The organism is Gordonia sp. GN26, assembly GCF_054823965.1.
Window position 1 is genome coordinate 1 of record NZ_JSYC01000071.1, and the last position, 25,904, is coordinate 25,904.

Consider the following 25,904-nt stretch of genomic DNA (forward strand, 5'->3'; position numbering starts at 1 on the left):
GGGGCGCCTGGTCGAACGGGGGCACGGGTCCCGGCTCGAAGGACGGACCGGCGGGCGGTGCCGGGAAGTCCGGTCTCGGCGTCGGAGGTGGGCCGGGGAAACGGGCGGACTCCGGCGGCGGCGGCGTGTGGCGACCGGTGGGGTCGTGCGACCACGTCTCGCTACCGGGGCCGACCTGATCGGCCGCCGCCTCCTGCGGACGGTTCGGTGCATCGGGGCGTGGTGCATCGAGGCGTGGGGACGGAACGGGATTCGACGGCGCGGGACCGGGGGCCGCCGAGTCCGTCTGCCGGCCGTCGTTCTCTGGAGTCCGAGGTGCCGACGGTGACTGCGGAGCCGGAGTCGGCTCCTGAGGCGGCGGCGCGAACTGCAGCCATGGGGGTGGTGCCGGTGCGTCGGCGCCGTTGGGCGTCGTCGAGTTCTCGTACGTCATCGGGGAATCCTCTGGTCTTGCGGCCGGGCCGACCTGGCGAGCCGTGGTCTGTGCGCGAGCGTGATCGGCGGCAGCATGCGAGGATCGATGAGGCATCGATCCTCGGTGCGATCTGCTTGCACTCTGACCGACTCCGGCAGCGTCGACGAGAGTCTACCGAAGGGTATGAGAGGATTCCGGACGAGATCCACAGTTCATCTCACACTCTCGCTTCCACATACCGAATTCGGTATGTGGTGGCGTTGATCGAGTTGTGGCAGGATCAGGCACTTGAACCTCAGGTGCGAGGCGGGGCGGCACCGTGGTCGTGGTCAGTCGACGACCCGGTGGACCGGCATCTGGGGGAGGCGGTTTCATCGAACGGGAATTCGATGGAACCGGGAGGAACCCCGTCTGCGTCTAAATCGGCGTGAAGGGGGGTTCGGCATCCATGAGCTACACCGAAGAGACGGCAGCGCATTCCGATGATGCGCGCGACGACGATCCGTGGGCCGTCGTCCATCAGTTCTCGCAAGCGCGTTCGCGGTCGGGTGGTCTCGCCGTCCGGACCACGGCCCAGGGCCTGCCGGTGGCCGTGCACATCGCCTCCACCGAACTCGACAAGCACCCGGAACTGCTGGCCGCCGACATCCTGCGCCTCTGCAGGCAGTCCGCGATGTCGGCCGGAATCCGGTTGCGGGAGAACCTGCTCGCGGCCGGGGTGGATCGCGATCTCGTCAACGAGATGAAACTGCCACAACCCGAGGACCTGGCCGCGGCCGAAGAGCGCGACGACGAGGAAGCCGACGCCATGACGTCGTGGTTGCGCCGATGAGCTGGGCAATGGACGAACTCGAGGCACGTGCCGCCCGTCAGCTCGACGGCCTGCGGTCCTTCCAGGAGAGCCTCGAGGCGATCACGGTGACGGTCACCTCGGCCGACGGCCTGGTGACGGTCGAGGTGGACGCCAAGGGCGCGCTGGTCGATCTCCGGTTGGCGCACGGCGCGAACGAACTGGGCGCCGGCCGGCTCGGTGAACAGATCGTGGCGACGTCGGCCCTTGCCGCACAACGGGTCTACGCACGGGTGGCGGCGGTGACCGAGGACTTCAACGAATCATTCGGCGACATGCTCGGCGCGCGCCCGGCGGGTGAATGACGTGAACCGGCCGACAGACGGTCAATCGACAGGACTTGCACTCACGAGGGGGTTGCGATGACGAACGTGAAAGTGACATCCGAAGCGCTCGAAGGCTTCGCGGCGACGAATGCGGCAATGGCCTCGGCCATCGGAACGGCCGGGTCGATCGACGCCGCGGCCAACACGGCCGCGATGGTCCCGGTGTTCGGCCTCATCGGCCAGGAGTTCCTCGCGTCCTTCATCTTCGCGCAGGCCAACCACCTGATGTCCGTCGGGCAGCTCGCCGCGGTACACGCCGCGACCGCCGCCTCCACGGTCGCGGGTCTCGCCGAGTACGAGGGCACCGATGCCGCGACCGCCGCGGCGATCCGTTCGGTGCTGTGAGTCCGGTCCCTCCGATGCCAGGCCCGTTGCCCGGCGTCCCGGATGTGCCTGCACTCAGCCACATGACCGTCCAGGAGATGATCGACGCCAGTCCGCTGGGGCCGATCCTCGATCGCACGGTCGCCGATGCGCTAGGGGGCCTCGGGCTTCCGCCGCTGCCGGTCCTTCCGCCGTTGCCGCCGATGCCCGGGTTGCCGCCGATCCAGCCGCCCAACCTCGACATGTTCATCAAGCCGATCACCGATCTGCTGGGTGGCTTCGGCACCGGTGACCTGAGCGGCGCCGGCTTCGACCCGACGATCATCTTCGACGGCCTCACCAAGGTGCTCGAGACGTCTATGACGATGGGGCAGAGCGCACTCAAGCTCGCCGATCAGCTGTGGGCGGGTCAGGGTGCGGTCGGAGCGGCCACCAAAACCGCCGAGGCCGGTACCAACAGCACCGCGCTGGCCGCGCAGGGGTCCGGGATCTCGATCGACACCAAGACAGCGGCCGCCATCGTCGCCAAGGGGCTGGCCGTGGTCCAGGGCATCGTCGCGGCGACGGTCGCCAAGATCTCGGCTCTGGTGCCGGTCATCATGAGCCCGGCGATCGCGGTCGGTCTCAGTACCGCGGCCGTCGTCGCCGGGGCCGGGCTCGAACTGGCCACCGCGGCGGTCGCCGTGACCCGCGCCGAATTGCTCGCCCCCACAACGGCGATGACCGCCAATGGTGCGCCGGTCGCGATCACCGGTGCACCGACCGCGGGTGCGGGGCAGTCACCGTTCACCCTGGCGAGCTCGGTCCTAGACGTCGTCTCCCCGGCGGTGTCGACGGCCGCCGAACTGCCGTCCACCCTCATGCAGCCGATCAGCAAGATGCTCAGCGTCAACCCGGACACGGCGATCGTCGCCCCCGCCGGGAGCCCGCTCGCCAAGGCCAAGGGTGCCGGCGGAGCCGGTGGCGGAGGTGGGGGAGGCGGTGGCGGCGGCGTCGGCGGCGGGATCGGAGGCATGATGACGCCCTTGAGTGCTTCCCGGCCGACCGTGCCGACCGGTTTCGGCGTCGGCGAGCCGGCCATGGGAGCGTCGGCGGCTCCGCGTGTCTCGACCGCACCCGCGGCGATGCCGATGGGCGGTGCCCCGATGGGTGCCGCCGGCGCCGGCGCCCGCGGGGCGGGCGCCTCCGAAGGCCAGCACAGCGTGCCCGATTACCTGGTGACCGAGGACAACGGGCGTGCGGTGGTCGGTGACGACCCCGAGGTCGCGCCGGCGGTCATCGGCCACGACGAGGCGGCCGAGGCCGATCCGGGTCCCGATATCGAACTACGGCTGGGCGTGCCCGGCCTGACACGAAACGAGGAAGCATGAGCAACGCACAACTCCGCGTCGAACCCGCTGAGCTGATGTCGGCGGCAGTCGATCTCGACAAGATCGCGGACCGACTCGAGATTGCGCTCACCGGTGCGGGGCCGAAGCTCACCGTCGACGCCCAGGGGCGCGACGAGGTGTCGACCGCAACCGCGGCCAGCTTCACGACGGTGGCTCGGGACTTCGAGAAGGACTCGGCCACGGGTGTTCTCGAGCTCCGCAAGATCGCTGCCCTGCTACGGGCACAGGCCTCCGGTTTCATCGAGGGCGAGGCCGAGGCGGCCGCTGCCTTCAAGCTCCAGGTGTAAGCCGACAGAACGGGACCGTTGCTGCCGCTGCGGCAGACCGATCTCGGACCTCGCATCAGACTCGTCGCCCAGCAGAGGGGAGGGACCATGACCAGTACGACCGGAGCCGGCTTCACCGGCGTCAACTGGGACTCACGTACCAGTGAACAACTGGCCGCCGACCTCGGCGCCGGGCCGGGTCCCGCGCCGCTGGTGGAAGCGGGAGCCGCGTGGGCAGCACTCGCGACCGAGATCGGCGAAGCCGGGATCGAATACGCGGCGGTCCTCGGACGGCTGGGCGTGCACTGGCAGTCCGCCCACACCAGTGCAGCGTTCGAGAAGCTGACGAAGCTCGCGCCGTGGTTCGCCGAGACCGCCACCGAGGCGGCCGAGAACGCCGTGCGTGCTGAGGCGCAGGCCGCGGCCACCACCGTCGCGCGCCTCAACATGCCCAACCTCGCCGAAGTCGAGGTTGTGGAGAAGTTCCACGAGATCGCCACCACCACAACAGCTGTCGTCCCGATCATCGCGGGCGCCGCGGCCGAGGCCGAACGTGCGATGGCCCAGCAGCGGATGCGTGCCGCCCGCGTCATGCAGACGTACGAGAACGCGACTGAGCCCGTGGGCAAACCGTGGCCGTCCTCCCGTCGAGCGCCCGACCTGGTGTCCGGCGCGGCGCTCGCGTCTGAGGAGGCCGCCGCGGCCCGTGCCGCCGCCCCACCCACGGTCACGCCTCCGATGACACCGGCGATGCCGCCGATGATGGGTGGGATGCCCGGGGTGTATGCACCGCCCGCCGAAAAGCTCCGGTACGCGCCGACTGTCGTGGCGAGTGCGGGATCGTCGGCCGCCACATCGGTGACGGCGCACCCGAGTTCGACCACCACATCGGGCCCCGGCGTGCCGCCGCCGATCGCACCCGGGACGGCCGCGGCCGCCGATCGTGGCGCCACGATCCGCAGTGTCGCCGTCGAATCCGAGCCGGCACCTGCCGACGACGACCCGGCCCGAGCGTCGGACAGCCTCGACACCCCGTTGACCTGGGCTGACATCGAGACCTCCGATCGTCCTGCAGTCCACTACGTCTCGGCGTCGGATGCCGAATCGCCGAAGGTCGATCCGCGGTACCTGTCGGAGACGCTGTTGCTCGGGAACCCGGGGGACCGCTCATGATGACGACGCCCCACGACGCCCCCGTCGCGCTCGACGCGGCCGTGCTTCGGCGACTCGGCGATCGCTTCGGCGTACAGACCTGGCCGGTGGTCCTCGACATGCCCGTCGGTGCTGCTGACGAGGACGCCCAGCGTATGGCCGACCGGAAGACCGATGCGGCCGTCGCCGCCCTCGACCTGGTGGACCACGACGAGCCCGTCCCGTGGCTGGCCACCGTGCTCCGCGTCCTGTCGCGGCCCGAACGCGAGATCGAGATGCGTAGCTTCGCCGAGACCGGCGTGCGACGACTCTGCCTGGCTCGCAGTGGATACGAGCACGTCCTGGCCGAGCGCGTGGGTGATCGACTCGACCTGGCCGTCGTCGAGATCGCCGACCTCGACGCCGTGGCCGACATCCTGCGCTCCAGGTTCGACGAGGCCACCGCGTGCGAGTTCACGTCGTTCTCGGTTCCCACCGACGAACTCGTCGACAGTCTGGGACGTAGCGGCTCGGCCACCGAGACCACCGACGCGTTGTACACGCTCGGCGCCCCGCTGTCCGATGCCGTCGTCATCTCCTCGGCATTCGCGTCCTGTCGGGTGCGCACCGAGATCGTCGCCTCTGCGAACGAGGACGGACGATTCTCTCAATCTTCTGGGGCCCTGGCCGTTTTCGACACCGCCAGGGGGCGGATCGTGTCGAGCCCCAGCAAGTCTCCGGACGGTCGGGTGTGGACCACCCTCTCACCGGGTTCGGGTCATCGGATCGCGCAGGCCGTGCGCCTGCTGATCGAGACCCTCCCGGGCGGGACGTGGTTGACATGATCGGGGTCGGGGGATCTCGCGGTCCATACCGCCGTGGGAAACAACTGTCAGCGGTATCTGTGTCACGGATACCAACGGGGGCATCGCCAAACGGTGCCGTTACACAGGAGGAGAACTCATGCTGAATCTGCCCGGAGCAGGCGGCGCCGGAGTGAAGGTAGATGTCGCGGAGGGCCAGGCCACCGCTGCGGCGGTCGGCGGGATCGTCGCGGACATGAAGGAGACGATCGGGGTGATCCAGAAGCACGCTGCGAACACCACCCCGACGTGGCAGGGCAAGGCGGGCGCGGCATTCGACGGCACGCACACCGACTGGAACAAAGAAGCCAACACGCTCAACCAGCTTCTCGATCAGATCAAGGCGCAGATGACCAACGGCTTCGCCGGTTACGAAGACCAGGACTCGGCTGCCGCCGGGCACTTCGGCGTCTGACCTTCCCACCCTCTTCGAAAGGCATTCTGATGACCATCAATTACGACTTCGCGGCGCTGGGCGACCTCAGTAGTGGGCTCGGTCGCGCCTTCCAGCAGCTCGACGACCAGAACACGCAGCTGAAGAACCAGGTCGCCGCACTCGACGGCAACTGGAACTCGGCGCAGGCGAAGGCCGCGTACCTCGAGGCGCAGGCGAACTTCGACCGTGCCTTCGCTCAGTCGCGCGAGCGTCTCATGGCACTGCAGAACGGCGTCACCAACGCCAGTCGCACCATGTCCGACACCGATTCCTCCATCGCGAGCGGGTTCCGTTCGCTCGCTTGAGTGGGTCGACTCGACGGGGACTCCGCGGTCACACGCGGGGTCCCCGTCGTCGTCTGTCCGAATGACGCGGTTGTCTGCCGGGGAGCGTTTCGACAGGCCGACGACAACCTCCGCGGGCGAGGGAATGATTGCGATAGCGTCAGCACCTGATAGTCCCCGGGGCGCCCGTACCCGGCGGACTCAGCGCTCGATGAGGAGGTAGCAGTGACGTCTGCGAAAGCCGCCGGAGAGAGCCGGGAGACCTTCACCCGGAACTCCGGATTCATCTTCGCCGCGATCGGATCCGCGGTGGGGCTCGGCAACATCTGGCGCTTCCCCGGCGTCGCCTACGAGAGCGGTGGTGGGGCCTTCCTCATTCCTTACCTCGTGGCTCTGCTGACCGCCGGAATCCCGGTGCTGTTCCTCGACTATGCGGTCGGGCATCGCTTCCGAGGAACCGCGCCGCTGTCGTTCCGGCGGATCAAGAAGCCGGTCGAGGCGCTCGGTTGGTTCCAGACCGGCCTGCTGTTCGTCATCGGCGTCTACTACGCAGCGGTCATCGCGTGGGCGCTCAGTTACTTCTTCTTCTCCTTCAACCAGAGCTGGGGCGATGATCCGGCCGGCTTCTTCACCGGCGAGTACCTGAAGGTCGGTGATCCGGGTGTCTCCACGACGATCGTCGGCGGAGTCGCGCTGCCTCTGATCGTCGTGTGGCTCGCGGTCCTCGCTGTGCTGCTGCTCGGTGTCGCGAACGGCATCGAGAAGGTCAACATCGTTTTCATCCCGCTGCTGTTCATCGGGTTCGCCGGACTGGTGATCCGCGCGGTCACGCTGCCCGGTGCCGTCGACGGCCTCAACGCTCTGTTCACCCCGAAGTGGGCGGCGCTGAAAGACCTCGACGTATGGATCGCGGCGTACAGCCAGATCTTCTTCTCGCTCTCGATCGCGTTCGGCATCATGATCGCCTACGCCTCGTTCCAGCGGCGTAAGGCCAACATGACCAGTTCCGGTCTCGTGGTGGCGTTCGCCAACTCCTCGTTCGAGATCCTCGCCGGCATCGGCGTGTTCTCCGCCCTCGGTTTCCTCGCCTACCAGCAGCAGATCGCGGTGTCGGACCTGGAAGGCCTCACCGGACCGATCCTGTCGTTCGTGACGTTCCCGGCGGTGATCTCGGAGATGCCCGGCGCGGCGTTCTTCGGCGCACTGTTCTTCGGCTCGCTGGTGGTCGCCGGCTTCACCTCGCTGATCTCGCTGATGATCGGCGTCTCCGCGGGCATCCAGGAGAAGTGGGGACTCTCGCGGACCAAGGCAGCGGTCGGTGTGTCGGTGGTGTGCGGTCTCATCTCGGTCGGGCTGTTCTCCACCACTTCGGGGCTCATCGCCCTCGACACCGTCGACATGTTCGCCAACAACGTCGGGGTGGTCTCCTCGGCCATCCTGATGACCATCATCATGGTCTGGGTGCTGCGCCGCGGCGACATGTTGCGTCACCATCTCAATGCGGTGTCGACGTTCAAGGTGGGCAGGATCTGGCTGGCCCTCGTCGGCGTGGTAGCACCGATCTTCCTGACGATCATGCTCGTCCAGAAGGTGTGGTCGGTGATCGACGAAGGCTACGAGGGATACCCGACCTGGTACATCACCGTCTTCGGCTGGGGCACCATCGCGCTGCTCGTCGTCGCTGCCGTAGGCCTGTCCCTGCCGTCGTGGAAGGGGCGCGACAACCCCGACTTCCTGCCATGGCCACCGCTACCCGAAGGTGTTCGGGGCGCCGGCCCCAAGCCCAGCAAGGAGACCGTCTGATGAGTGGGATCGCCATCGTCATGCTCCTCATCTCCATCGGGATCGTGTGGGGAGGGTTGGTCGCGAGTGTCATCTACCTGAACCGCCGCCCCGAGGTCGAGGGCCTCCTCGAGGACCCCGACCTCGTCCGCGACGACGAGGACCGAGCGTCGCAGCCGCACCCGACCCGCGACACCTGACCGGCGGCCGGAGCAGGGCCCGACACCTGACCATGGGCTCGGCGGGCGTGGTCCGATAGCCTGGATCGAACGCACAATCGCTGCACACGCAGCGCACGAAGCGAACGACAAGGGGATCAGATGACGACTGCTCAGGACGAGCTGAAGGCCGACAGCCGCAACGGGATCGACTACAAGGTGGCCGATTTGTCCCTGGCGGACTTCGGCCGCAAGGAGATCGAGCTCGCCGAGCACGAGATGCCCGGACTCATGGAACTGCGTCGTGAGAACGCAGATGTGCTGCCGCTCAAGGGTGCTCGCATTTCCGGATCGCTGCACATGACCGTTCAGACCGCGGTGCTGATCGAGACTCTCGTCGCGCTCGGCGCCGAGGTCCGCTGGGCGTCGTGCAACATCTTCTCGACCCAGGATCACGCGGCTGCGGCCGTCGTCGTGGGTCCGCACGGCACCCCGGACGAGCCCAAGGGCGTCCCGGTCTTCGCCTGGAAGGGCGAGACCCTCGAGGAGTACTGGTGGGCCGCCGAGCAGATGCTCACCTGGCCCGAGGCGGACAAGCCGGCCAACATGATCCTCGACGACGGCGGCGACGCCACCATGCTGGTTCTGCGCGGTGCCGAGTTCGAGAAGGCCGGCGTCGTGCCGCCCACCGAGGACGACCACCCGGCCGAGTACAAGGTCTTCCTCGAGCTGCTCCGCAAGCGCTTCGAGACCGACAAGAACAAGTGGACCACCATCGCCGAGTCGGTCCAGGGCGTGACCGAGGAGACCACCACCGGCGTGCTGCGGCTGTACCAGTTCGCCGCTGCCGGTGAGCTGGCGTTCCCCGCGATCAACGTCAACGACTCGGTCACCAAGTCCAAGTTCGACAACAAGTACGGCACCCGCCACTCGCTGATCGACGGGATCAACCGCGGCACCGACGTTCTCATCGGTGGCAAGAAGGTTCTGATCTGCGGTTACGGCGACGTCGGCAAGGGCTGTGCGGAGTCGCTGGCCGGTCAGGGTGCACGCGTCCAGGTCACCGAGATCGACCCGATCAACGCGCTGCAGGCCCTCATGGACGGCTACGACGTGGTCACCGTCGAGGAGGCGATCGGCAACGCCGACATCGTGATCACCTCGACCGGCAACCTGGGCATCATCACCCTCGACCACATGCGTCAGATGAAGCACCAGGCGATCCTGGGCAACATCGGCCACTTCGACAACGAGATCGACATGGCCGGCCTCGAGCGTTCGGGCGCCAAGCGCATCACGGTCAAGCCGCAGGTCGACCAGTGGATCTTCGAGAACGGCAAGTCGATCATCGTGCTGAGCGAGGGTCGTCTGCTCAACCTCGGCAACGCGACCGGCCACCCGTCGTTCGTGATGAGCAACAGCTTCTCGAACCAGGTCATCGCCCAGATCGAGCTGTGGACCAAGAACGACGAGTACGACAACGAGGTCTACCGCCTGCCCAAGCATCTCGACGAGAAGGTCGCGCGTATCCACGTCGAGGCGCTCGGCGGCAAGCTGACCAAACTCACCAAGGAGCAGGCCGAGTACATCGGCGTCGACGTCGAAGGCCCGTACAAGCCGGAGCACTACCGCTACTGAGGTAGCAGGCTGACGCAAACCCACCCTTTCTCGGCAGATCCACCACCCTCAGCGGTGGTGGAAATGTCGAAAAAGGGTGGGTTTGCGTCGTTTTGGGGTCAGGCTCCGATGTCGGGTTCGGCGTCGGGGCAGTAGATCCACGAGCCGCGTTCCTTCAGGAACCGCTCCTTCGACTTCTCGGATTCGGTTCGGCGGCTGCCCTTTTCGAGGTGGGACACGACCTCGGACTGGGCGACGTTGCCGTCGAAGACCGTGTCGAGGAAACCGTCGAGCACGATCAGGCCGTCCTCGGTGGGCGGTGGACCGGTGATGCGCTCCCGCGATTGGCTGCAGACCGCGGCCTTCATGCGGACGACGTCGCGCGCGTTGCGTGCCGCCACGTAGTTCTGCAGGGCCGCGCGGATCTGGGAAAGCGCTGCGTAGTCGGCGGATTCGGGGGCGGGGCTCGACGATCTGCCCGGGGAGGTGCTCGACGAGGTGCTCGAACCGGTTGCGACCGTGGACTCCTCCGGCCCGGACGACATCACGACCAGGGTGACCACGAGCGCGACCAGGACGACGATCGCCACGCCGCCGGTGATCCAGGCGATGATCGCGCCGGTGTTCCGCTTGGGCGGTGGGGGACCGTAGGGCCCGCCGGGGGGACCTCCGTAGCCGCCGCCGGGTGCGTACGGTCCGGGCCCCTGGACGCCGTGCGGCGGCGGGGCTCCGTACGGGCCGTAGGCGGGTCGCGGTTGTGACGCGGGCGGGAACTGTCCTGGGAACGGCCGCTGTCCACCGGGGCCGGGCCCGTGGTGGTATCCGGGCCGACCGGGCCTGAACGGCGGCGGTGGGCCACCGGGTGGTGGCGGCTGATAGGTCATTCGACCCCCTCCCCAGTCATTGATCCAGGCTAGCGAAGAGCCTCGGCAACGGCAGAGCCCGGTCGCGGGGGGTGGCGTACATCCGAATGACGCCCGGCAGGGGACTCGCGGCCCACGGGCGGGTAGGAGATCAGCGGGTCAGGAGGTCGGCCAGAGCCGCGATGTCCTCGCCGTCGTACCGGTGCCACGGGGACGTCCACCGGGCCTCGGCGAGTTGGCGGTAGACGGCGTCGACGCGGCGCTGCAGGTCGCTGTCGCGTTCGTAGGCGTCGCGTGCCCGGCTCGCGTCGGCGGCGGCCCGACTCTCGGCCCGCTGCATGGCCACCTCGGCGGGAACGCCGAGCAGGACGTGCCGGTCGGGGACGGGCATGCCGAATCGTCCGTACTCGAGGTCGGCGACCCACCGCACGACCTCGCCGTCGGCGTCCTGTCCGAGGCGCCCGGCGTTGTAGGCGGCGTTCGACGCCACGTAGCGGTCGAGGATGACGATGTCGTTGGATTCGGTCGCGGCAGCGATGTCTGCTGCGGCGCCGGCCCGGTCGAGGGCGAACAGAAGTGCCATGGCGTACACGCTGTCCCGGAGGTCGCCGTGCGCACCGTGCAGTGCCTCCGAGGCGATGTCGGCGGTCGCCGACTGCCCGTAGCGCGGGAAGGTGAACGTCGCGACCTGCAGACCCGACGCCGTCCAGCGCTCGACCAGACCGGTCACCAACGTGTTCTTACCGGCGCCGTCGAGTCCCTCTACCGCAATCAACTGACCCACGCGCAGGAGTCTATGGCGTGGGACGAATCGGGCCAGAACGTCCACCTCCGGCGCGTCATTCACCACGCTTTCATCACGATGGTGTCACCATTGGACACATGAAGCCACGCATCCTCGTCGTCGACGACGACGCCGCTCTCGCCGAGATGCTGACGATCGTGTTGCGCGGCGAGGGTTTCGAACCCTTTGTGGTCGGTGACGGTACGCAGGCACTCACCGCCGTGCGCGAGATCCGCCCCGACCTGGTGCTGCTCGACCTGATGCTCCCGGGCATGAACGGCATCGACGTGTGCCGTGTGCTGCGTGCCGACTCGGGCGTCCCGATCGTCATGCTGACCGCGAAGTCCGACACCGTCGATGTCGTGCTGGGTCTCGAATCCGGCGCCGACGACTACATGGTCAAGCCGTTCAAGCCGAAGGAACTCGTCGCCCGCGTCCGCGCCCGTCTGCGTCGTACCGACGAGGAGCCGGCCGAACTGCTGTCGATCGGTCCGGTGGAGATCGACGTGCCCGCACACAAGGTCACCCGCGACGGCGTCCCGATCTCGCTGACACCGCTCGAGTTCGACCTGTTGGTCGCGCTCGCCCGCAAGCCGCGACAGGTCTTCACCCGCGACGTCCTCCTCGAGCAGGTGTGGGGCTACCGCCACCCGGCGGACACTAGACTCGTGAACGTGCATGTCCAGCGGTTGCGCGCGAAGGTCGAAACCGACCCGGAGAACCCTGAGGTCGTCCTGACTGTGAGGGGGGTCGGCTACAAGGCCGGCCCGCCGTGATCGGTCGATCTAGACGACGGGTCAACAGCACTTTCGGGCGCTTCACCCGTGCGGCCGGCGCTGTCGGACGTGCCTTCGGGCACATCTGGCGGCGCTCGTTGCAGTTACGGGTCGTGGCGTCGACGTTGTTGCTGTCGGTCGTCGTGCTGCTCATCCTCGGTTTCGTGCTGGTCTCCCAGATCACCGACCGCCTCCTCGACGTGAAGCTGGCGGCGGCCACCGAGGAGATCGACCGCGCCCGCATCTCGGTCGAGCGTGACCTCTCCAGCGGCGCAGGCAACATGTCGGTGCAGAACCGGCTGCGTCAGACGCGATCGCTGCTCACCGACCGTGATGCCGACACCGGTCAGACGTCCGGCACGGTCGGCGCCTTCGACACCGTGCTCATCGTCCCCGGTGCTGCCGAGAGCAGCGCGTCCAGCGGCGTCGGCCCGACCGCCGAGGTGCCGTCGAACCTTCGGGACATGGTCCGCGGCGGCCAGGTGGCCTACCAGTACACCCAGGTTCCCGACGGTTCCGGCGGACAGGCGCCCGCCCTGATCGTGGGCACCCCGACCAACGCCTCGGTGCCGGGACTCGAGCTGTACCTGGTGTTCCCGCTGACCGCGGAACAGAACACCGTCGACCTCGTCCGCGGCACCCTGCTGACCGGCAGCATCGTCCTGCTGGGTCTGCTGGCCGCGATCGCCTGGCTGGTTTCCCGGCAGGTGGTCATCCCGGTGCGTTCGGCCTCCCGGATCGCCGTGCGGTTCGCCGACGGCCGTCTCAAGGAGCGCATGCCGGTGCGGGGCGAGGACGACATGGCCCGTCTGGCGATGTCGTTCAACGACATGGCCGAGAGCCTGTCCAAGCAGATCACCCACCTCGAGGAGTTCGGCGGCCTGCAGCGCCAGTTCACCTCCGACGTCAGTCACGAGCTGCGGACGCCGCTGACCACCGTGCGGATGGCGTCGGACGTGCTGTACGAGGGCCGCGACGAACTCGACCCTGTCCGCAAGCGTTCGGTCGAGCTGCTCGACAAGGAACTCGACCGGTTCGAGACCCTGCTCAACGAACTGTTGGAGATCTCCCGCCACGACGCCGGCATGGCCGAGCTGGCGGCGGAACGGATGGACATGGCCATCCCGATCGACGGCGCGCTGGCCACCGTCCGACACCTCGCCGAGGAGACCGGGACCGAGCTCGTCCTCGACCTGCCCGCCGAACCGGTGCTCGCCGAGATCGACCCGCGCCGTGTCGAGCGGATTCTACGCAACCTGCTCGCCAACGCGATCGACCACGGGGAACGGAAGCCGGTGACGCTGACGATGCGGTCCGACGGCGATGCCGTCGCCATCACGGTCCGCGACCAGGGCATCGGTCTGCGGCCGGGGGAGGAGAAGCTGGTGTTCAACCGGTTCTGGCGTTCGGATCCGTCGCGGTTCCGGCGCTCCGGCGGCACCGGTCTCGGCCTGGCCATCAGCATCGAGGACGCCCGCCTGCATCAGGGCCGACTCGAGGCGTGGGGCGAACCCGGCAAGGGCGCCTGCTTCCGGCTGACGCTGCCCCTCGTCCGCGGCCACAAGGTGCTCGGTTCGCCGCTGCCGCTGAAGTCGGTCGGCTCGGCGCCCCGGGCCGCTGCCAAGACGAGCGGCCGCACACCGGGTGTGGAGGCTGGTACCGAATGAGCGTCGTACGTCATCCGGAACACCCGCGGCGGAGTGTTCTGGGGTTCCTGATCGCCGTCGCCACCGCGACCGTGGCGATGGTCGTGGTGTCGGCGTGTGGGTCGATCCCCAACGACTCGTCCCCGCAGCCCATCAAGTCGTTCCAGCGTGAGGGCGCCACCAACGCGGCCCCGGTGCCCCAGTCCGACATGGATCCCGAAGCCCTTGTCCGCGCGTTCCTCAAGTCGACGGTCGATCCCGACGCCGGCCACGACGCCGCCCGCGCCTTTCTGACGCCGGTGGCCTCCCAGCAGTGGGACGACCGCGGTGACGCACTGATCCTCGACGAGATCAGCATCTTCGTCGACCAGCGCAACGAGGACTCGGTTCGAATGCGGTTGACCGGCGACAACGTCGGGACACTCAAGTCCGACGGGCAGTTGCTGCCGGCGTCGGGACGGGTCGAGACCAGCATCAGCCTGACCCGCCAGGGCGACCAGTGGCGCATCGACGGGCCGCTGCCGAACGGGGCGATGATCGACCGCGACCAGTTCGACAACACCTATCGCCCGGTCTCGCTCTATTTCTCCGACCGCACCGGCCGACGACTCGTCCCGGACCCGCGCTGGTTCTACTCCGGGCAGGCGACCGATCCGACGGCGCTGGTCAACCGGCTCCTCGGAGGGCCCGCCGCCGACCTGTCCGCGGCCGTCGACAGCGGCTTCCCTAGCGGTTCGACGCTGCGCGGACCGGTCGTCGGCCTCGCCGGCGGCGGGGTGCGCGTCGACCTCAACGGCATCGGCAACCCGTCGAGCCGGGACCGCACGGTACTGGCGGCGCAGATCGTCTGGACCCTCGACGGCGCCGACATCTCCGGGCCGTACGTCATCGACGCCGACGGTGCGCCGCTCGCCGCCGAACGCGCCTCGGGATGGCAACCCGCCGACCTCCGCTCCTTCGATCCGAATGCGGTGCCGTCCACCGATGTCGGCCTCAACGTCGTGACCGGTGGCGCGTTGCGCGCGGTGACCGACACCGCCACCGTGCCGGTCCGCGGACCTCTCGGATCGTCTCGCGACGTGCGGGCGGCGACGATCTCCGACAACGGCGCGCGGGTCGCCGCGGTCCGGACGGCGGGAGACCGCCGGCTCGAGTGCGTGATCGGCGACTACGGTGGCGACGTCGGACCGATCGTCAGCGGGGTGTCCATCACCCGACCCTCCTTCGGCGCCGACGAGAACGCCGTGTGGGTCGTCGTCGACGGCAAGCCGGTGCAGTGGCAGCGCGACGACGACGGCACCCAGACCGTCCCGGTCGAGGCGTCTTCGATCCCGAGGGTGGCACGCGGTGCGATCACCGAGATGCAGGTGGCTCCGGACGGTGTCCGGGTCGCCCTCGTCGTCGGCGGGCAGATCGTGTTCGCCGTGCTGTCGACGAACGCCGAGGGGCAGGTGTCGTTGACCAGCCCGCGGATCGCGGCCTACAACATCGGCAACCGTGCGGTGTCCCTGGACTGGGCGTCCCCGACCACGCTGGTCGTCGCCCGGGAGGCGCCCGAGTCCCCGGTGGTGCAGCTGTCCATCAACGGCACGCCGGCCGTCGGGCTCCTCAGCGGAAATGTGTCCCCGCCGGTGCGGGCCGTGGTGGCGAACTCCTCGACCATCTACGTCGGGGACCAGCGCGGCGTGTTGCGCCTCGGCAGCAACAACGGGCAGCCCGACCAGTATTGGACCGAGGTCGAACCCGCCATGATCGCCGGGGCGATCCCGGTTCTGCCCTGATCGCCGGGGCGATCCCGACTCGGCCCTGATCACTCGCGAGCGGACTCGGTCCTAGGCGGCGGCCAGCACGACGACCGCCGCGACCCCGATCCCGGCGGCGCGCAGGACGCGCACCGACTCGGTCGCGGTGGCCCCGGTGGTCAGCACGTCGTCGACCACGAGCGCCGCGGCACCGGGCGGTGGACGCGCACCGCCGTGGAGGCGGACCGCCCCTGCGAGATTGCGGGCACGTGCCCGGGCGTCGAGTCCGGCGGAATCGCGGGCGGTTGCCGCGGTCGTCAGCAGCGGTGCGACGGACACACGGGAACCCAGGAGCGGTGCGGCGTGTTCGGCGATGGCGGTGACCCGATCGCCGCCACGGCGTCGTGCGCTCAGCCGGCGGGTGGGCGCGGGGATCAGCGCCAGGCGGTCGGCGTCGGGTAGCTCGCCCCAGCCGGCCAACGTCCGCAGGGCATCGGCGAGAGCCGCGCCCAGCGGCGGGATCAGATCACGGCGGTCGTGTTCCTTGACGGCGATGATCCCGTTCCGGTGGGGACCCCGGTAGCGGCCGAGGGCCCACACCGGGACACCCGGCGAGATGCGCGGGCGGGCGGCGACGGGAGCGTCGTGCCAGGCGGTCTCACAGCGGGCGCACCACGGTGTCCCGGGCCGTCCACAGCCTCCGCAGACCACCGGGAAGACGAGATCCGCCGCCGCGGCCGGCACCTGACGCCAGGTCATGTCCCGACCCTAGGCCCGGGCCCGGCACACCGGGTGCGGTCGTCGGACGCTGTGGAGAGATCCGCCCCTGTTCGGTGGGTTGTCCGAGTCCTTGGGATCAACGCGCGCGGGCCCTCGGTCCCCACTTGTCCCGGGATCCCCGACGCGGCGGGTCAAAACGTGGCCGATACCTGAACTTGCGACTACGGTCTTGGGTACATCGGGTTGCCGGGAGGACAGTTGAGTCCCCGCGCCGGAAACGACCGATTTTCGGGAGGTGATGCCCCTGTCGATGAGTGTCAGCTGTCAGCTGGCATGGACAAATCCTCGGCGTCGACCACATCATCAGTGCGACAACAGATCACGATGACCCAACCGCCGCCGGGAACAATTCAGGAGGTAGTTGAATGTCCACAGTCATCCACCGCAAAGGCCAGCGCGAACCGAAAATCGCGGACCCCAGGCCGACCGTGGAGGAGGGCCTCGAGCCCGATCACCAACCCGCCCAGAACGACTCCGACGACCAGGAGTTCGCGTTCGTCCGTCCACCCGGAACGGTGGACGCCGACGAACCCGCCGAGCCCATCGCCAAGATCGTGTTCAGCGGCCGCAACGTCGTGATACCCGACCACTACCGCATCTACGTCGGCGACAAGCTCGCACGTCTCGAGCGATTCGATCCGACGATCTACGAATTCGACGTCGAGCTGAAGCACTATCGGAACCGTCGGCAGGCCAAGGTCTGCCAGAAGGTGGAGGTCACCGCGAAGGGCAAGGGCCCGATCGTGCGCTCGCAGGCGTGCGGCGAGAACTTCTACGCCGCACTCGAGCGTGCCCTGGACAAGCTCGAGTCCCGTCTCCGTCGGGTGAAGGACCGCCGCCGCGTGCACCACGGCAACCGCCGGCCGCTGTCGGTGGCCGAGGCCACCGAGATCGGCGCACCGCCGTTGCGGGACAACCAGCTGTCCGTCGACGGTTTCGTCGGTGATCCGGGCACCGCCCTGACCGATTCCACCAAGTCCGACTACGACGACGTGGACGACTACACGCCCGGTCAGGTCGTGCGCGTGAAGGAGCACACCGCGGTGCCGATGACGGTCGACGACGCCCTCTACGAGATGGAGCTCGTGGGGCACGACTTCTTCTTGTTCCACGACAAGGAGAGCGACAAGCCGTCGGTCGTCTACCGCAGGCACGCCTTCGACTACGGCCTCATCCGCCTGACATGAACGCGGGCTGAGCCGTCCCGACGTCCGCGCGCGAATCCGAAGGGATGAAGTCGTCCCGGTAACGTGCCGGTCGATCAGGGTCTGCTCAGCTCACCTCGCTACCATGGGATCCGGTCTGTGCGTTCGCACGGGCCGGATTCCGTGTGTTTTCTACAGGTGAGGGACTCGATCCACGGTGCTGAACAAGCTGTTGCGTGTCGGCGAAGGCCGCATGGTCAAGCGACTCGACGCGATCGCGTCGCACGTCGAGGCGCTGTCCGACGAGTTCGAGGCGCTGTCCGACGCCGAACTGCGTGCCAAGACCGACGAGTTCAAGAAACGTATCGCCGATGGTGAGACGCTCGACGAACTGCTGCCCGAGGCCTTCGCGACGGCCCGCGAGGCGGCCTGGCGCGTGCTCGACCAGAAGCACTTCCACGTCCAGATCATGGGCGGCGCGGCGCTGCACTACGGCAACATCGCCGAGATGAAGACCGGTGAGGGCAAGACCCTCACCTGTGTGCTCCCGGCATACCTCAACGCGCTGTCAGGTGAGGGCGTCCACGTCGTCACCGTCAACGACTACCTCGCCAAGCGCGACTCGGAGTGGATGGGACGCGTCCACCGCTTCCTCGGCCTCGAGACCGCGGTGATCCTCACCGGCATGTCGTCGTCTGCACGCCGCGAGGCCTACGCCGCCGACATCACCTACGGCACCAACAACGAGTTCGGCTTCGACTACCTGCGCGACAACATGGCGCACTCGCTCGCCGACCTCGTCCAGCGCGGCCACGCGTACGCGATCGTCGACGAGGTCGACTCGATCCTCATCGACGAGGCCCGTACCCCGCTGATCATCTCCGGCCCCGCCGAGGGGTCGAGCAAGTGGTACACCGAGTTCGCGCGTATCGCGCCGCTGCTCGAGAAGGATGTCCACTACGAGGTCGACATCAAGAAGAAGACGATCGGCGTGCACGAGGCCGGCGTGGAGTTCGTCGAGGACCGTCTCGGTATCGACAACCTCTACGAGGCCGCGAACTCGCCCCTGGTCAGCTACCTGAACAACGCGATCAAGGTCAAGGAGCTGTTCCAGCGCGACAAGGACTACATCGTCCGCAACGGCGACGTCCTGATCGTCGACGAGTTCACCGGTCGTGTCCTCGACGGCCGCCGCTTCAACGAGGGTCTGCACCAGGCGATCGAGGCCAAGGAAGGCGTCGAGATCAAGGCCGAGAACCAGACTCTCGCCACGATCACCCTGCAGAACTACTTCCGCCTCTACGACAAGCTGTCGGGCATGACCGGTACCGCCGAGACCGAGGCCGCCGAGTTCGACCAGATCTACAAGCTCGGTGTGCTGCCGATCCCGACCAACCGGCCGATGGTCCGCAAGGATCAGGGCGACCTGATCTACAAGACCGAAGAGGCGAAGTTCGCCGCCGTCGTCGACGACATCGTCGAGCGTCATGAGATCGGTCAGCCGGTGCTGATCGGTACCACCAGCGTCGAGCGCTCGGAGTACCTGTCCCGTCAGCTGAAGAAGCGCGAGATCCCGCACAGCGTCCTGAACGCCAAGTTCCACGAGCAGGAAGCCCAGATCATCGCCGAGGCGGGTCGCCTCGGGGCGGTCACGGTGGCCACCAACATGGCCGGCCGCGGTACCGACGTGGTGCTCGGCGGCAACCCGGACATCATCGCCGACACCCGCCTGCGCAAGGCCGGACTCGACCCGGTGAACACCCCGGACGAGTACGAGGCCGCCTGGGACGAGGCCATCGAGGTCGCGCGCACCGAGGCCGCCGAGGAGGCCGAGGCCGTGCGCAAGGCCGGCGGCCTGTACGTGCTCGGCACCGAGCGACACGAATCCCGCCGTATCGACAACCAGCTGCGCGGCCGTTCCGGTCGTCAGGGCGATCCGGGTGAGTCGCGGTTCTACCTGTCCGTTGCCGACGAACTGATGCGTCGCTTCAACGGCGGTGCGCTCGAGGCGATCATGAGCCGTCTGCCCGACGACGTGCCGATCGAGGCCAAGATGGTCACCAAGGCCATCCGCAGCGCTCAGACCCAGGTCGAGCAGCAGAACTTCGAGATGCGCAAGAACGTCCTCAAGTACGACGAGGTCATGAACGAGCAGCGCAAGATCATCTACGCCGAGCGCCGGCAGATCCTCGAGGGCGAGGATCACCACGAGCAGGTCAAGCAGATGATCGACGACGTCGTGAGCGCGTACGTCGAGGGTGCGACCGCCGAGGGCTATGCCGAGGACTGGGATCTCGACGAGCTGTGGACCGCGTTGCGCACCCTGTACCCGATCGAACTCGACCCCAAAGCGGTTGTCGGTGAGACGGAATACGGTGAGCGCGACGACATCTCGGCCGACGAACTGCGCGAGACCCTCGTCGCCGACGCGAAGGCCGCCTACGACAAGCGCGAGAAGGCGATCGAGGAGATCGCCGGTGAGGGCGCCATGCGCCAGCTCGAGCGCAGCGTCCTGCTGAGCGTTCTCGACCGCAAGTGGCGCGACCACCTGTACGAGATGGACTACCTCCGCGAGGGCATCCACCTGCGTTCGATGGCGCAGCGCGACCCGGTGGTCGAGTACCAGCGCGAGGGCTTCGACATGTTCAACGGCATGCTCGAGGGCCTCAAGGAGGAAGCACTCGGGATCCTGTTCAACGCGCAGGTGCAGACCGAGCAGCCGGCGCAGCAGGCGCCGCTGCCCACCGCCGCCGATCTCCGTGCCGCGGTCGGAGCGGGTGCACCCGAACCGGCGCCGGCGGCCGACACCGGTTCTCAGGTCCCCGCAGCCCTGCGTGGTTCCGGGACCTCCAACGGCGAGGTGCCGATGACGTTCTCCGGCCCCGACGAGGGCGGTGGTACGGTCGTCCACTCCGAGGAGGAGGAACTGGCCGGTGCCGCCGACTCGGCCAGCCGGCGTGAGCGACGCGCGGCCGCGCGGGCGAACACCAAGGGCAGCCGTCCGAAGCCGCCGAAGGCCAAGAAACAGCGCCGCTGAGAAAAATTTCGGGAAAAGTGGAACCCGGCAGGGGAGTGGCTGCGTCCAATCCCCATGCAGACACTCACCTCCGCTCCTCCCGTCGGTACACGGACGCCGCGGGTTCGGGTACTGCCCGCCCCGACGTATGAGCCGGCCGGGCCCGGCGCGATGGGTGCCGGGGCGGTCGGTTCCGGGACGGTGCGCGCCGTGTTCCCGCGGCCGCGTCCCGGTGCTGGACCCTCACGCAAGACCCTGGCCGCCGCGGTGGAGGCCCGGCGGTTCACCGTCGCCACGTCGCGACTGCTCTTCGAGGTCATCGACCGTCGGAGGGGCATAGCGCATCTCGGGGACTCCGTGTCGCCGTCGATCGCCGATCAGGTGGCCGCCCTGGTTCGTCACGACGCCTTCCGGGTGGCCGAATCCGCCGGTGCCCCAGGGGGTCCGCCCGCTCGCGGTACGGTCCTCCAGCGTGTGCACGTCCAGTTGTGCGACACCAGTGCGGCCGAGGTGTTCGGGTCCTACCTCGGTGGTGGGCGTGTTCGGGCCTTCGCCGGGCGCGTGGAGCGCAAGCCGTGCCGCGTGCGTGGGAACGATCCGCGCCCAGGCGGCGCCGGGGCCCGATCAGGTCTCGGTCAGGTCGAGTACCGCTGGCAGCTCGTGGCCCTCGAGTTCTGCTGACCCCGTCGAGTCCGGCCCAGACGCAGCCGGACGGCTAGGATCGGCGGCGTGGTGAACCGTTTGTCGCCGCGCGACGCGATGTACTACTTCCTCGACGATTCCCGGTCGACAACGCATCTCGGGGCGTTGCTGGTCGTGGATCCCTGCGCCGGCGAGCCGAAGAGGGCGGGTGAACCGACGACCGGGGAGAACGGGACCGCGTCCCGTCGACCCGCTCTCGACTACCAGTCGCTCGTGTCGCTGGTCGAGAACCGGCTCCAATTGGCGCCCCGGTATCGGCAGGTGGTCCGCGAGGTCACGCTCGGACTCGCCCGCCCGGTGTGGGTCGACGACCGGGATTTCGACATCAACTTCCACATTCGGCGCTCGGGGTTGCCTCGGCCCGGTGGTCCCGCGGATCTCGCCGAGCTCATCTCCCGGGTGATGTCCCGCCCGTTGGACCGCACTCGGCCGCTGTGGGAGATGTACCTGATCGAGGGCCTGGCCGACGGCCGCCTGGCGATCCTCACCAAGTCGCACCGGTGCCTGATCGACGGTCCGGACCATCCCGAGATCAGCGAGGTCATCTGCGACCCCACCGACGAGCCGGAGGAGTTGCCCGAGGAGCTGTGGATGCCCGGCTCGCCGCCGGGGTCGGCGAACCTGGTCGTGGGTGCGCTCGCCGAGGCGATGGCGCGCCCGGGCGATCTCGTCGAGACCGTGGTGCACGGCAACGGCCTGGTCGCCGAGATGCGGTCGGTGGTCGGCCGGACCGTCCGCCGGGCCGGTGACGTCGTCGGGCAGCTCACCGACCACGCGCCGCGCAGCCCGCTCAACAACACGGGCACGACGACCCGCACGTTCACCACGGCGTCGGTCCCGCGCCGCGACTGCGCGAAGATCGCCGAACACCACAACTGCACCGTCAACGATGTGGAACTCGCCATCATCTCGGGCGTGGTGCGCCGGTGGATGTTGTCGGTCGACCCGGCGGCGGTACCGGCCGACACCGTCCGCGTCGTGATACCGCTGTCGCCGCGCGACCCCGGGGTGGAGGTCGAGGCGGATGCGGAGCCGGGCTGGATCAACGTCGGCAAACCGAGTTTCGTGACGGACCTGCCTGTCGGGGAGTCGAATCCGACGGTGCGCCTCGCCCAGGTCGCGGGCCTCGCCGAGCGCTATGCGCAGTCGCCGCGCCGGATGAGCACCGGGCCGAGCCCGCTGTTCCCGGAGCTCGGGCTCGTGCCCTTCGCCGACTTCAGTTCGCGCGCGTTCCGGTCGCTCGACAGTCGCGGGTACAACGTCCCGGTGGCGATGAGCACCGCCCCGGTTGCCGACCGGTACGTGCTCGGCGCGCCGGTCCACGAGATCTTCTACATCCCGGTTCTCGTCTCGCAGAGGGCACTTGCCGTCAGCGTCGTCGAATATGGTGACCGGCTGCAGTTCTCGTTCATGGCCGACCGCGGGGTCATTCCCGACCTGCCCGTTCTGGCGGACTACGTCACGGAGTCCTTCGAGGAGTTGCTGATCACCGACTGAGCCGGGGCGCGGCTAAGGTGAGCGGGTACCGCAATCGGACCGCGTGGGAGCGGTCGTTCTATGAGAGCGATGGTCGAATGAGGGTCTACCTGCCGGCGACATTGGCAATGCTGATGCAGCTCAACTCCGAGGGCGAGTTCCGGCCGATCGGCGGAACCGGGTTCGCGTTGACCCCGGCGCTGCGTGAGGCATTCGTCTCGGGGGACGACGAGGAGCTCTCGGAGGTCGCGATGCGGGAGGCCGCTCGGGCGTCGCTGCGCCTTCTCGCCGGAGAGGCGCCGGAATCCGGCGACCCCGAGGCCGAGCACGATCTCGCCGCGGACGAGGCGGTGACGAAGCCGGGAGTGACCCCGTCGCTGCCGCCGCGCCGTGTGGTCGTCGCCGCCGACGTCGAGGACGTGAAACTGCGTCCGGATCTCGACGACGCCGTGGTCAAGGTCGGCGGGACGATCCCGCTCTCCGCGATCGCCTCGGTCCACGTCGACGTGAAGGAGGCGGAGGACAAGGTCCGGGCCGCCGTGGTCGTCATCGATGCCGCCGACATGGGCGACCTGGACGCCGAACTGGCCATCGGCGACATCGAGGACTTCGACCTCGCCTGGTACGCCACGCAGGAGCTGCCGTTCCTGCTCGAACTGCTCTGAGATCGGTCGTCGATCCTCGATGGCGCTAACCTACGGTTGCGTAGGTTAGAGTGTCAGGCGCAGTGTTCCTGACATCGAAGGCGGTGTGTGCGTTGGGTCTGCTCGAGCGATTCGAAGAACCGGTGGCCGGGGTCGCGGCGCGTAGCCGCGGTGCTCAGTGGGTTCGTGCGGCGGTCACCCGCATCACGACGCCGTTGCTGCCCGACGACTACCTGCATCTCGCCAACCCCCTGTGGTCGGCCCGAGAACTGCGCGGCAAGGTCATCTCGGTGAACCGGGAGACCGAGGACACCGCGACCATCCGGATCCGTCCGGGCTGGGGGTTCTCGTTCGACTACGCCCCCGGCCAGTACGTCGGCATCGGCGTGCTCATGGACGGTCGGTGGACGTGGCGGTCGTACTCGCTCACCTCGACCCCGGACGCGTCGGCGAACGACAAGACCATCGCGATCACCGTGAAGGCGATGCCGGAGGGCTTCCTGTCCTCTCACCTCGTGAACGGCCTGACTCCCGGCACCGTGGTGCGTCTCGCCGCGCCGCGTGGTGAGTTCGTCCTGCCCGACCCGCTGCCGGAGAAGATCCTGTTCGCGACGGCCGGTAGTGGACTCACCCCGATCATCTCGATGTTGCGCACGGTCAGGCAGCGCAATCAGACCACCGACATCCGGCTGATCCATTCGACGCCCACCGAGGCCGACCTGCTGTTCGCCGACGAACTCGAGGCGATGGCGTCGTCGGGCCTCGTCGACCTCCATGTGCAATACACGCGCACAGCGGGCAAGGTCACCCCGGAGTCGCTGCCGAGCCTGTGTCCCGACTGGCGCGAGCGTCAGACCTGGGCGTGTGGACCGGCCGGATTCCTCGACGGCCTGCACCGTCTCTACTCCGACGCCGGCCTGGACGAGCAGCTCCACATCGAACGGTTCGCCCTCGAACGCGGTGTGGTGGGCGCCCAGGGTGGCACCGTGACCTTCAAGCGCTCGGGCAAGACCACTGAGGTCGACGGCGCGACGACCCTGCTCGAGGCCGGGGAGGCCGCGGGCGAAATCATGCCGTTCGGCTGCCGCATGGGTATCTGCCAGAGCTGCGTGGTGATGCTCGACAAAGGCTGCGTGCGCGATCTGCGCTCCGGCGTCGAGCATGTGGAGGGCGAACGTATCCAGACGTGCGTCAGCGCGGCTGCCGGGGACTGCACGCTCGACGTCTGACCTGCCAGTTCGTCGCTGACCCGGCGACCTCCCGGGTACTGCCGGTACGCTCGAATCGTGCTTGGTCACAGTGCTGGGACCCGTCCCGTTCGGCCCGAGGGTTGACCGGTGAAAGCCGCGGTCCCGATTCCCGAAAACGTCCCCGTTCTCACCGACGGCGGGGTGACGCTGCGGCCTCATGAGCCCCGAGATCTCGATCGCATGGTCGAGCTCGCGGCCGATCCGGCCATGATGCGGTGGACACCCGTCCCGGCGCCGTACAGTCGCGCCGCCGCCGAGAGATTCGCCCTCGACTATGCGCCCAGATCCTGGGCGGACGGTTCCCGCATGTTGTGGGCCGTCGAGTTCGACGGCCGGTTCGTCGGCACCGTCGACCTCGCGGGAGAGGGCCCGCTCAGCAGTCTCAGTTACGACCTCCATCCCGACGCCCGCGGCTGGGGCGTGATGAAACGCGCGGTCCTCCTCGCGGTCGACTACGCCTTCGGCGAGGCCGGCAAGGAGGTCGTCCGCTGGACGACGGTCGCCGGCAACATCGACGCGTTGCGCGTCGCACACTCCTGCGGCTTCCGGCTCGATGCCGCGGTCCCGGACGGGGTGGAGGTCCGCGGCCACATCCGTGACGCGTGGGTGGGTTCGCTGCGCGCCGATGACGTGCGGGAGCCGAAGACCGAGTGGCGCACCGATGTCTTCGAGACCGAGCGGTTCCGCCTCCGGCCCCTCGCCGAACACGACGACCCCCGCATCCGCGAGACGCTCGACGACCCGGTGTCCCGCAAGTACCTCTTCGCGCGACCTGATCCGCTGGAACTCGAGCACGCGGCCGCCGAGCGTCTGCGCAAGTGGTGGACCGCGGCGCAGGGCCTCACCTGCACCTGGGCCGTCGCCGATCTGGAGACCGATGACTACCTCGGTGACATCACGCTCCTGCACATCGACGAGGTCACCGGCGCCGAGGCCGGTTTCTACACCCATCCCGAAGCACGAGGGAAAGGTGTTCTGGCAGAGGCGTTCCCGGCGTCCGTGCGGTACGCGTTCGAGAAGTTCGGCTTCCGGCGGTTGACCTTGTTCGCCGCCGACAGCAACGAGGGCAGCAAGAAACTCGCCCGCGCGGCCGGCTTCCGCGAGGTCAGCAGGCAGAAGCTCGCCGCCCGGTCCGACGGTGTCTTCGAGGACCTCATCGGTTTCGAACTGTTCATCGACGACTATCGCGAGGCTGCGGGTAGCTGATCCCCGCCGGTTGCGTTCGACCCCCGCCGGT

The 25,904-nt window shown here is 68.4% G+C and carries 25 protein-coding genes and 1 pseudogene; 22 read left to right on the top strand and 4 right to left on the bottom strand.

Features of this window, described 5'->3' with window-relative positions:
• A pseudogene (locus tag OK17_RS15310) lies at window positions 1-433 on the bottom strand (MinD/ParA family protein); the annotation flags it as partial.
• Window positions 434-863: 430 nt separating this feature from the next.
• Here OK17_RS15310 and OK17_RS15315 point away from each other — a divergent pair.
• The 12 genes from OK17_RS15315 to ahcY all read left to right on the top strand — a co-directional run bounded on the left by OK17_RS15315 (window position 864) and on the right by ahcY (window position 9,864).
• Window positions 864-1,247 (top strand): hypothetical protein, encoded by a 384-nt coding sequence (locus tag OK17_RS15315; protein WP_232718808.1) that lies wholly within the window; start codon window positions 864-866, stop codon window positions 1,245-1,247.
• Between the two features lie 8 nt (window positions 1,248-1,255).
• Window positions 1,256-1,570: a YbaB/EbfC family nucleoid-associated protein gene (locus tag OK17_RS15320; RefSeq protein WP_232718941.1), complete on the top strand. Its 315-nt coding sequence runs from the start codon at window positions 1,256-1,258 to the stop codon at window positions 1,568-1,570.
• Window positions 1,571-1,627: 57 nt separating this feature from the next.
• A complete protein-coding gene (locus OK17_RS15325; RefSeq protein ID WP_006360169.1) occupies window positions 1,628-1,936 on the top strand; it encodes a type VII secretion target in 309 nt (102 codons plus the stop codon).
• 14 nt (window positions 1,937-1,950) lie between these two features.
• Window positions 1,951-3,285 (top strand): hypothetical protein, encoded by a 1,335-nt coding sequence (locus OK17_RS15330; RefSeq protein ID WP_461417962.1) that lies wholly within the window; start codon window positions 1,951-1,953, stop codon window positions 3,283-3,285.
• Entirely contained in the window at window positions 3,282-3,593 is a 312-nt protein-coding gene (locus OK17_RS15335; protein ID WP_232718806.1) for a PE family protein, read from the top strand. Before OK17_RS15330 ends, OK17_RS15335 begins: the two co-directional genes overlap by 4 nt.
• Before the next feature lie 87 nt (window positions 3,594-3,680).
• The gene (locus OK17_RS15340; protein ID WP_232718805.1) at window positions 3,681-4,745 is read left to right on the top strand and encodes a PPE domain-containing protein; all 1,065 of its coding nucleotides are present in this window, start codon (window positions 3,681-3,683) and stop codon (window positions 4,743-4,745) included.
• Entirely contained in the window at window positions 4,742-5,548 is an 807-nt protein-coding gene (locus tag OK17_RS15345) for an ESX secretion-associated protein EspG (protein ID WP_232718804.1), read from the top strand. Before OK17_RS15340 ends, OK17_RS15345 begins: the two co-directional genes overlap by 4 nt.
• A gap of 118 nt (window positions 5,549-5,666) precedes the next feature.
• On the top strand, window positions 5,667-5,981 hold the full coding sequence (locus OK17_RS15350) for a WXG100 family type VII secretion target (protein WP_006360164.1): 315 nt from the start codon (window positions 5,667-5,669) through the stop codon (window positions 5,979-5,981).
• Between the two features lie 29 nt (window positions 5,982-6,010).
• A complete protein-coding gene (locus OK17_RS15355) occupies window positions 6,011-6,307 on the top strand; it encodes a WXG100 family type VII secretion target (RefSeq protein ID WP_005197550.1) in 297 nt (98 codons plus the stop codon).
• Window positions 6,308-6,511: 204 nt separating this feature from the next.
• Window positions 6,512-8,089 (top strand): sodium-dependent transporter, encoded by a 1,578-nt coding sequence (locus tag OK17_RS15360; RefSeq protein WP_232718803.1) that lies wholly within the window; start codon window positions 6,512-6,514, stop codon window positions 8,087-8,089.
• Entirely contained in the window at window positions 8,089-8,268 is a 180-nt protein-coding gene (locus OK17_RS15365) for a methionine/alanine import family NSS transporter small subunit (RefSeq protein WP_143932550.1), read from the top strand. The genes OK17_RS15360 and OK17_RS15365 overlap by 1 nt, the downstream gene beginning before the upstream one ends.
• A 120-nt stretch (window positions 8,269-8,388) precedes the next feature.
• Window positions 8,389-9,864 (top strand): adenosylhomocysteinase, encoded by a 1,476-nt coding sequence (gene ahcY, locus OK17_RS15370; protein WP_232718802.1) that lies wholly within the window; start codon window positions 8,389-8,391, stop codon window positions 9,862-9,864.
• Window positions 9,865-9,962: 98 nt separating this feature from the next.
• Here ahcY and OK17_RS15375 read toward each other — a convergent pair whose 3' ends face one another.
• Window positions 9,963-10,727 carry a hypothetical protein gene (locus tag OK17_RS15375; RefSeq protein WP_461417963.1) on the bottom strand — a complete coding sequence of 255 codons (765 nt, stop codon included), beginning with the start codon at window positions 10,725-10,727 and terminating at the stop codon, window positions 9,963-9,965.
• Between the two features lie 130 nt (window positions 10,728-10,857).
• Complete coding sequence (locus tag OK17_RS15380) at window positions 10,858-11,490, bottom strand: dTMP kinase (RefSeq protein ID WP_232718800.1); 633 nt, start codon at window positions 11,488-11,490, stop codon at window positions 10,858-10,860.
• Between the two features lie 98 nt (window positions 11,491-11,588).
• On the opposite strand from OK17_RS15380, the gene mtrA reads away from it, so the two are divergent.
• From mtrA to lpqB, 3 genes are read left to right on the top strand one after another with little or no spacing between them, the layout of a single operon-like run.
• Window positions 11,589-12,266, top strand: a complete 678-nt coding sequence (gene mtrA, locus OK17_RS15385) for an MtrAB system response regulator MtrA (protein WP_004023513.1) — start codon at window positions 11,589-11,591, stop codon at window positions 12,264-12,266.
• Window positions 12,263-13,933, top strand: a complete 1,671-nt coding sequence (gene mtrB, locus OK17_RS15390) for an MtrAB system histidine kinase MtrB (RefSeq protein WP_461417964.1) — start codon at window positions 12,263-12,265, stop codon at window positions 13,931-13,933. Before mtrA ends, mtrB begins: the two co-directional genes overlap by 4 nt.
• On the top strand, window positions 13,930-15,693 hold the full coding sequence (gene lpqB / locus OK17_RS15395; RefSeq protein ID WP_461417965.1) for an MtrAB system accessory lipoprotein LpqB: 1,764 nt from the start codon (window positions 13,930-13,932) through the stop codon (window positions 15,691-15,693). Before mtrB ends, lpqB begins: the two co-directional genes overlap by 4 nt.
• 51 nt (window positions 15,694-15,744) lie before the next feature.
• On the opposite strand, the gene OK17_RS15400 is transcribed toward lpqB, so the two are convergent.
• Window positions 15,745-16,413 carry a ComF family protein gene (locus tag OK17_RS15400; RefSeq protein ID WP_461417966.1) on the bottom strand — a complete coding sequence of 223 codons (669 nt, stop codon included), beginning with the start codon at window positions 16,411-16,413 and terminating at the stop codon, window positions 15,745-15,747.
• A gap of 386 nt (window positions 16,414-16,799) precedes the next feature.
• On the opposite strand from OK17_RS15400, the gene hpf reads away from it, so the two are divergent.
• The 7 genes from hpf (at window position 16,800) to OK17_RS15435 (ending at window position 25,873) form a co-directional block, all read left to right on the top strand.
• Window positions 16,800-17,621, top strand: a complete 822-nt coding sequence (hpf, locus tag OK17_RS15405) for a ribosome hibernation-promoting factor, HPF/YfiA family (RefSeq protein ID WP_461417967.1) — start codon at window positions 16,800-16,802, stop codon at window positions 17,619-17,621.
• Window positions 17,622-17,796: 175 nt separating this feature from the next.
• A complete protein-coding gene (secA, locus tag OK17_RS15410) occupies window positions 17,797-20,616 on the top strand; it encodes a preprotein translocase subunit SecA (RefSeq protein WP_232718794.1) in 2,820 nt (939 codons plus the stop codon).
• 54 nt (window positions 20,617-20,670) lie between these two features.
• Entirely contained in the window at window positions 20,671-21,276 is a 606-nt protein-coding gene (locus tag OK17_RS15415; protein WP_232718793.1) for an Rv3235 family protein, read from the top strand.
• 48 nt (window positions 21,277-21,324) lie between these two features.
• Window positions 21,325-22,794 carry a wax ester/triacylglycerol synthase family O-acyltransferase gene (locus tag OK17_RS15420; protein WP_461417968.1) on the top strand — a complete coding sequence of 490 codons (1,470 nt, stop codon included), beginning with the start codon at window positions 21,325-21,327 and terminating at the stop codon, window positions 22,792-22,794.
• 77 nt (window positions 22,795-22,871) lie between these two features.
• Window positions 22,872-23,438, top strand: coding sequence for a DUF6912 family protein (locus OK17_RS15425; RefSeq protein ID WP_232718791.1), 567 nt, complete (start codon window positions 22,872-22,874; stop codon window positions 23,436-23,438).
• Between the two features lie 92 nt (window positions 23,439-23,530).
• The gene (locus tag OK17_RS15430; RefSeq protein WP_269785206.1) at window positions 23,531-24,646 is read left to right on the top strand and encodes a ferredoxin reductase; all 1,116 of its coding nucleotides are present in this window, start codon (window positions 23,531-23,533) and stop codon (window positions 24,644-24,646) included.
• 108 nt (window positions 24,647-24,754) lie between these two features.
• Complete coding sequence (locus tag OK17_RS15435; RefSeq protein WP_461417969.1) at window positions 24,755-25,873, top strand: GNAT family N-acetyltransferase; 1,119 nt, start codon at window positions 24,755-24,757, stop codon at window positions 25,871-25,873.
• Window positions 25,874-25,904: the final 31 nt, after the last annotated feature.

Excerpts from the sequence above, each read along its gene's own strand:
- OK17_RS15315 (WP_232718808.1), top strand. The coding sequence starts at position 864 with ATGAGCTACACCGAAGAGACGGCAGCGCATTCCGATGATGCGCGCGAC.
- OK17_RS15320 (WP_232718941.1), top strand. The coding sequence starts at position 1,256 with ATGGACGAACTCGAGGCACGTGCCGCCCGTCAGCTCGACGGCCTGCGG.
- OK17_RS15325 (WP_006360169.1), top strand. The coding sequence starts at position 1,628 with ATGACGAACGTGAAAGTGACATCCGAAGCGCTCGAAGGCTTCGCGGCG.
- OK17_RS15330 (WP_461417962.1), top strand. The coding sequence starts at position 1,951 with ATGCCAGGCCCGTTGCCCGGCGTCCCGGATGTGCCTGCACTCAGCCAC.
- OK17_RS15335 (WP_232718806.1), top strand. The coding sequence starts at position 3,282 with ATGAGCAACGCACAACTCCGCGTCGAACCCGCTGAGCTGATGTCGGCG.
- OK17_RS15340 (WP_232718805.1), top strand. The coding sequence starts at position 3,681 with ATGACCAGTACGACCGGAGCCGGCTTCACCGGCGTCAACTGGGACTCA.
- OK17_RS15345 (WP_232718804.1), top strand. The coding sequence starts at position 4,742 with ATGATGACGACGCCCCACGACGCCCCCGTCGCGCTCGACGCGGCCGTG.
- OK17_RS15350 (WP_006360164.1), top strand. The coding sequence starts at position 5,667 with ATGCTGAATCTGCCCGGAGCAGGCGGCGCCGGAGTGAAGGTAGATGTC.
- OK17_RS15355 (WP_005197550.1), top strand. The coding sequence starts at position 6,011 with ATGACCATCAATTACGACTTCGCGGCGCTGGGCGACCTCAGTAGTGGG.
- OK17_RS15365 (WP_143932550.1), top strand. The coding sequence starts at position 8,089 with ATGAGTGGGATCGCCATCGTCATGCTCCTCATCTCCATCGGGATCGTG.
- ahcY (WP_232718802.1), top strand. The coding sequence starts at position 8,389 with ATGACGACTGCTCAGGACGAGCTGAAGGCCGACAGCCGCAACGGGATC.
- OK17_RS15375 (WP_461417963.1), bottom strand. The coding sequence starts at position 10,727 with ATGACCTATCAGCCGCCACCACCCGGTGGCCCACCGCCGCCGTTCAGG.
- mtrA (WP_004023513.1), top strand. The coding sequence starts at position 11,589 with ATGAAGCCACGCATCCTCGTCGTCGACGACGACGCCGCTCTCGCCGAG.
- lpqB (WP_461417965.1), top strand. The coding sequence starts at position 13,930 with ATGAGCGTCGTACGTCATCCGGAACACCCGCGGCGGAGTGTTCTGGGG.
- OK17_RS15400 (WP_461417966.1), bottom strand. The coding sequence starts at position 16,413 with ATGACCTGGCGTCAGGTGCCGGCCGCGGCGGCGGATCTCGTCTTCCCG.
- hpf (WP_461417967.1), top strand. The coding sequence starts at position 16,800 with ATGTCCACAGTCATCCACCGCAAAGGCCAGCGCGAACCGAAAATCGCG.
- OK17_RS15415 (WP_232718793.1), top strand. The coding sequence starts at position 20,671 with ATGCAGACACTCACCTCCGCTCCTCCCGTCGGTACACGGACGCCGCGG.
- OK17_RS15425 (WP_232718791.1), top strand. The coding sequence starts at position 22,872 with ATGAGGGTCTACCTGCCGGCGACATTGGCAATGCTGATGCAGCTCAAC.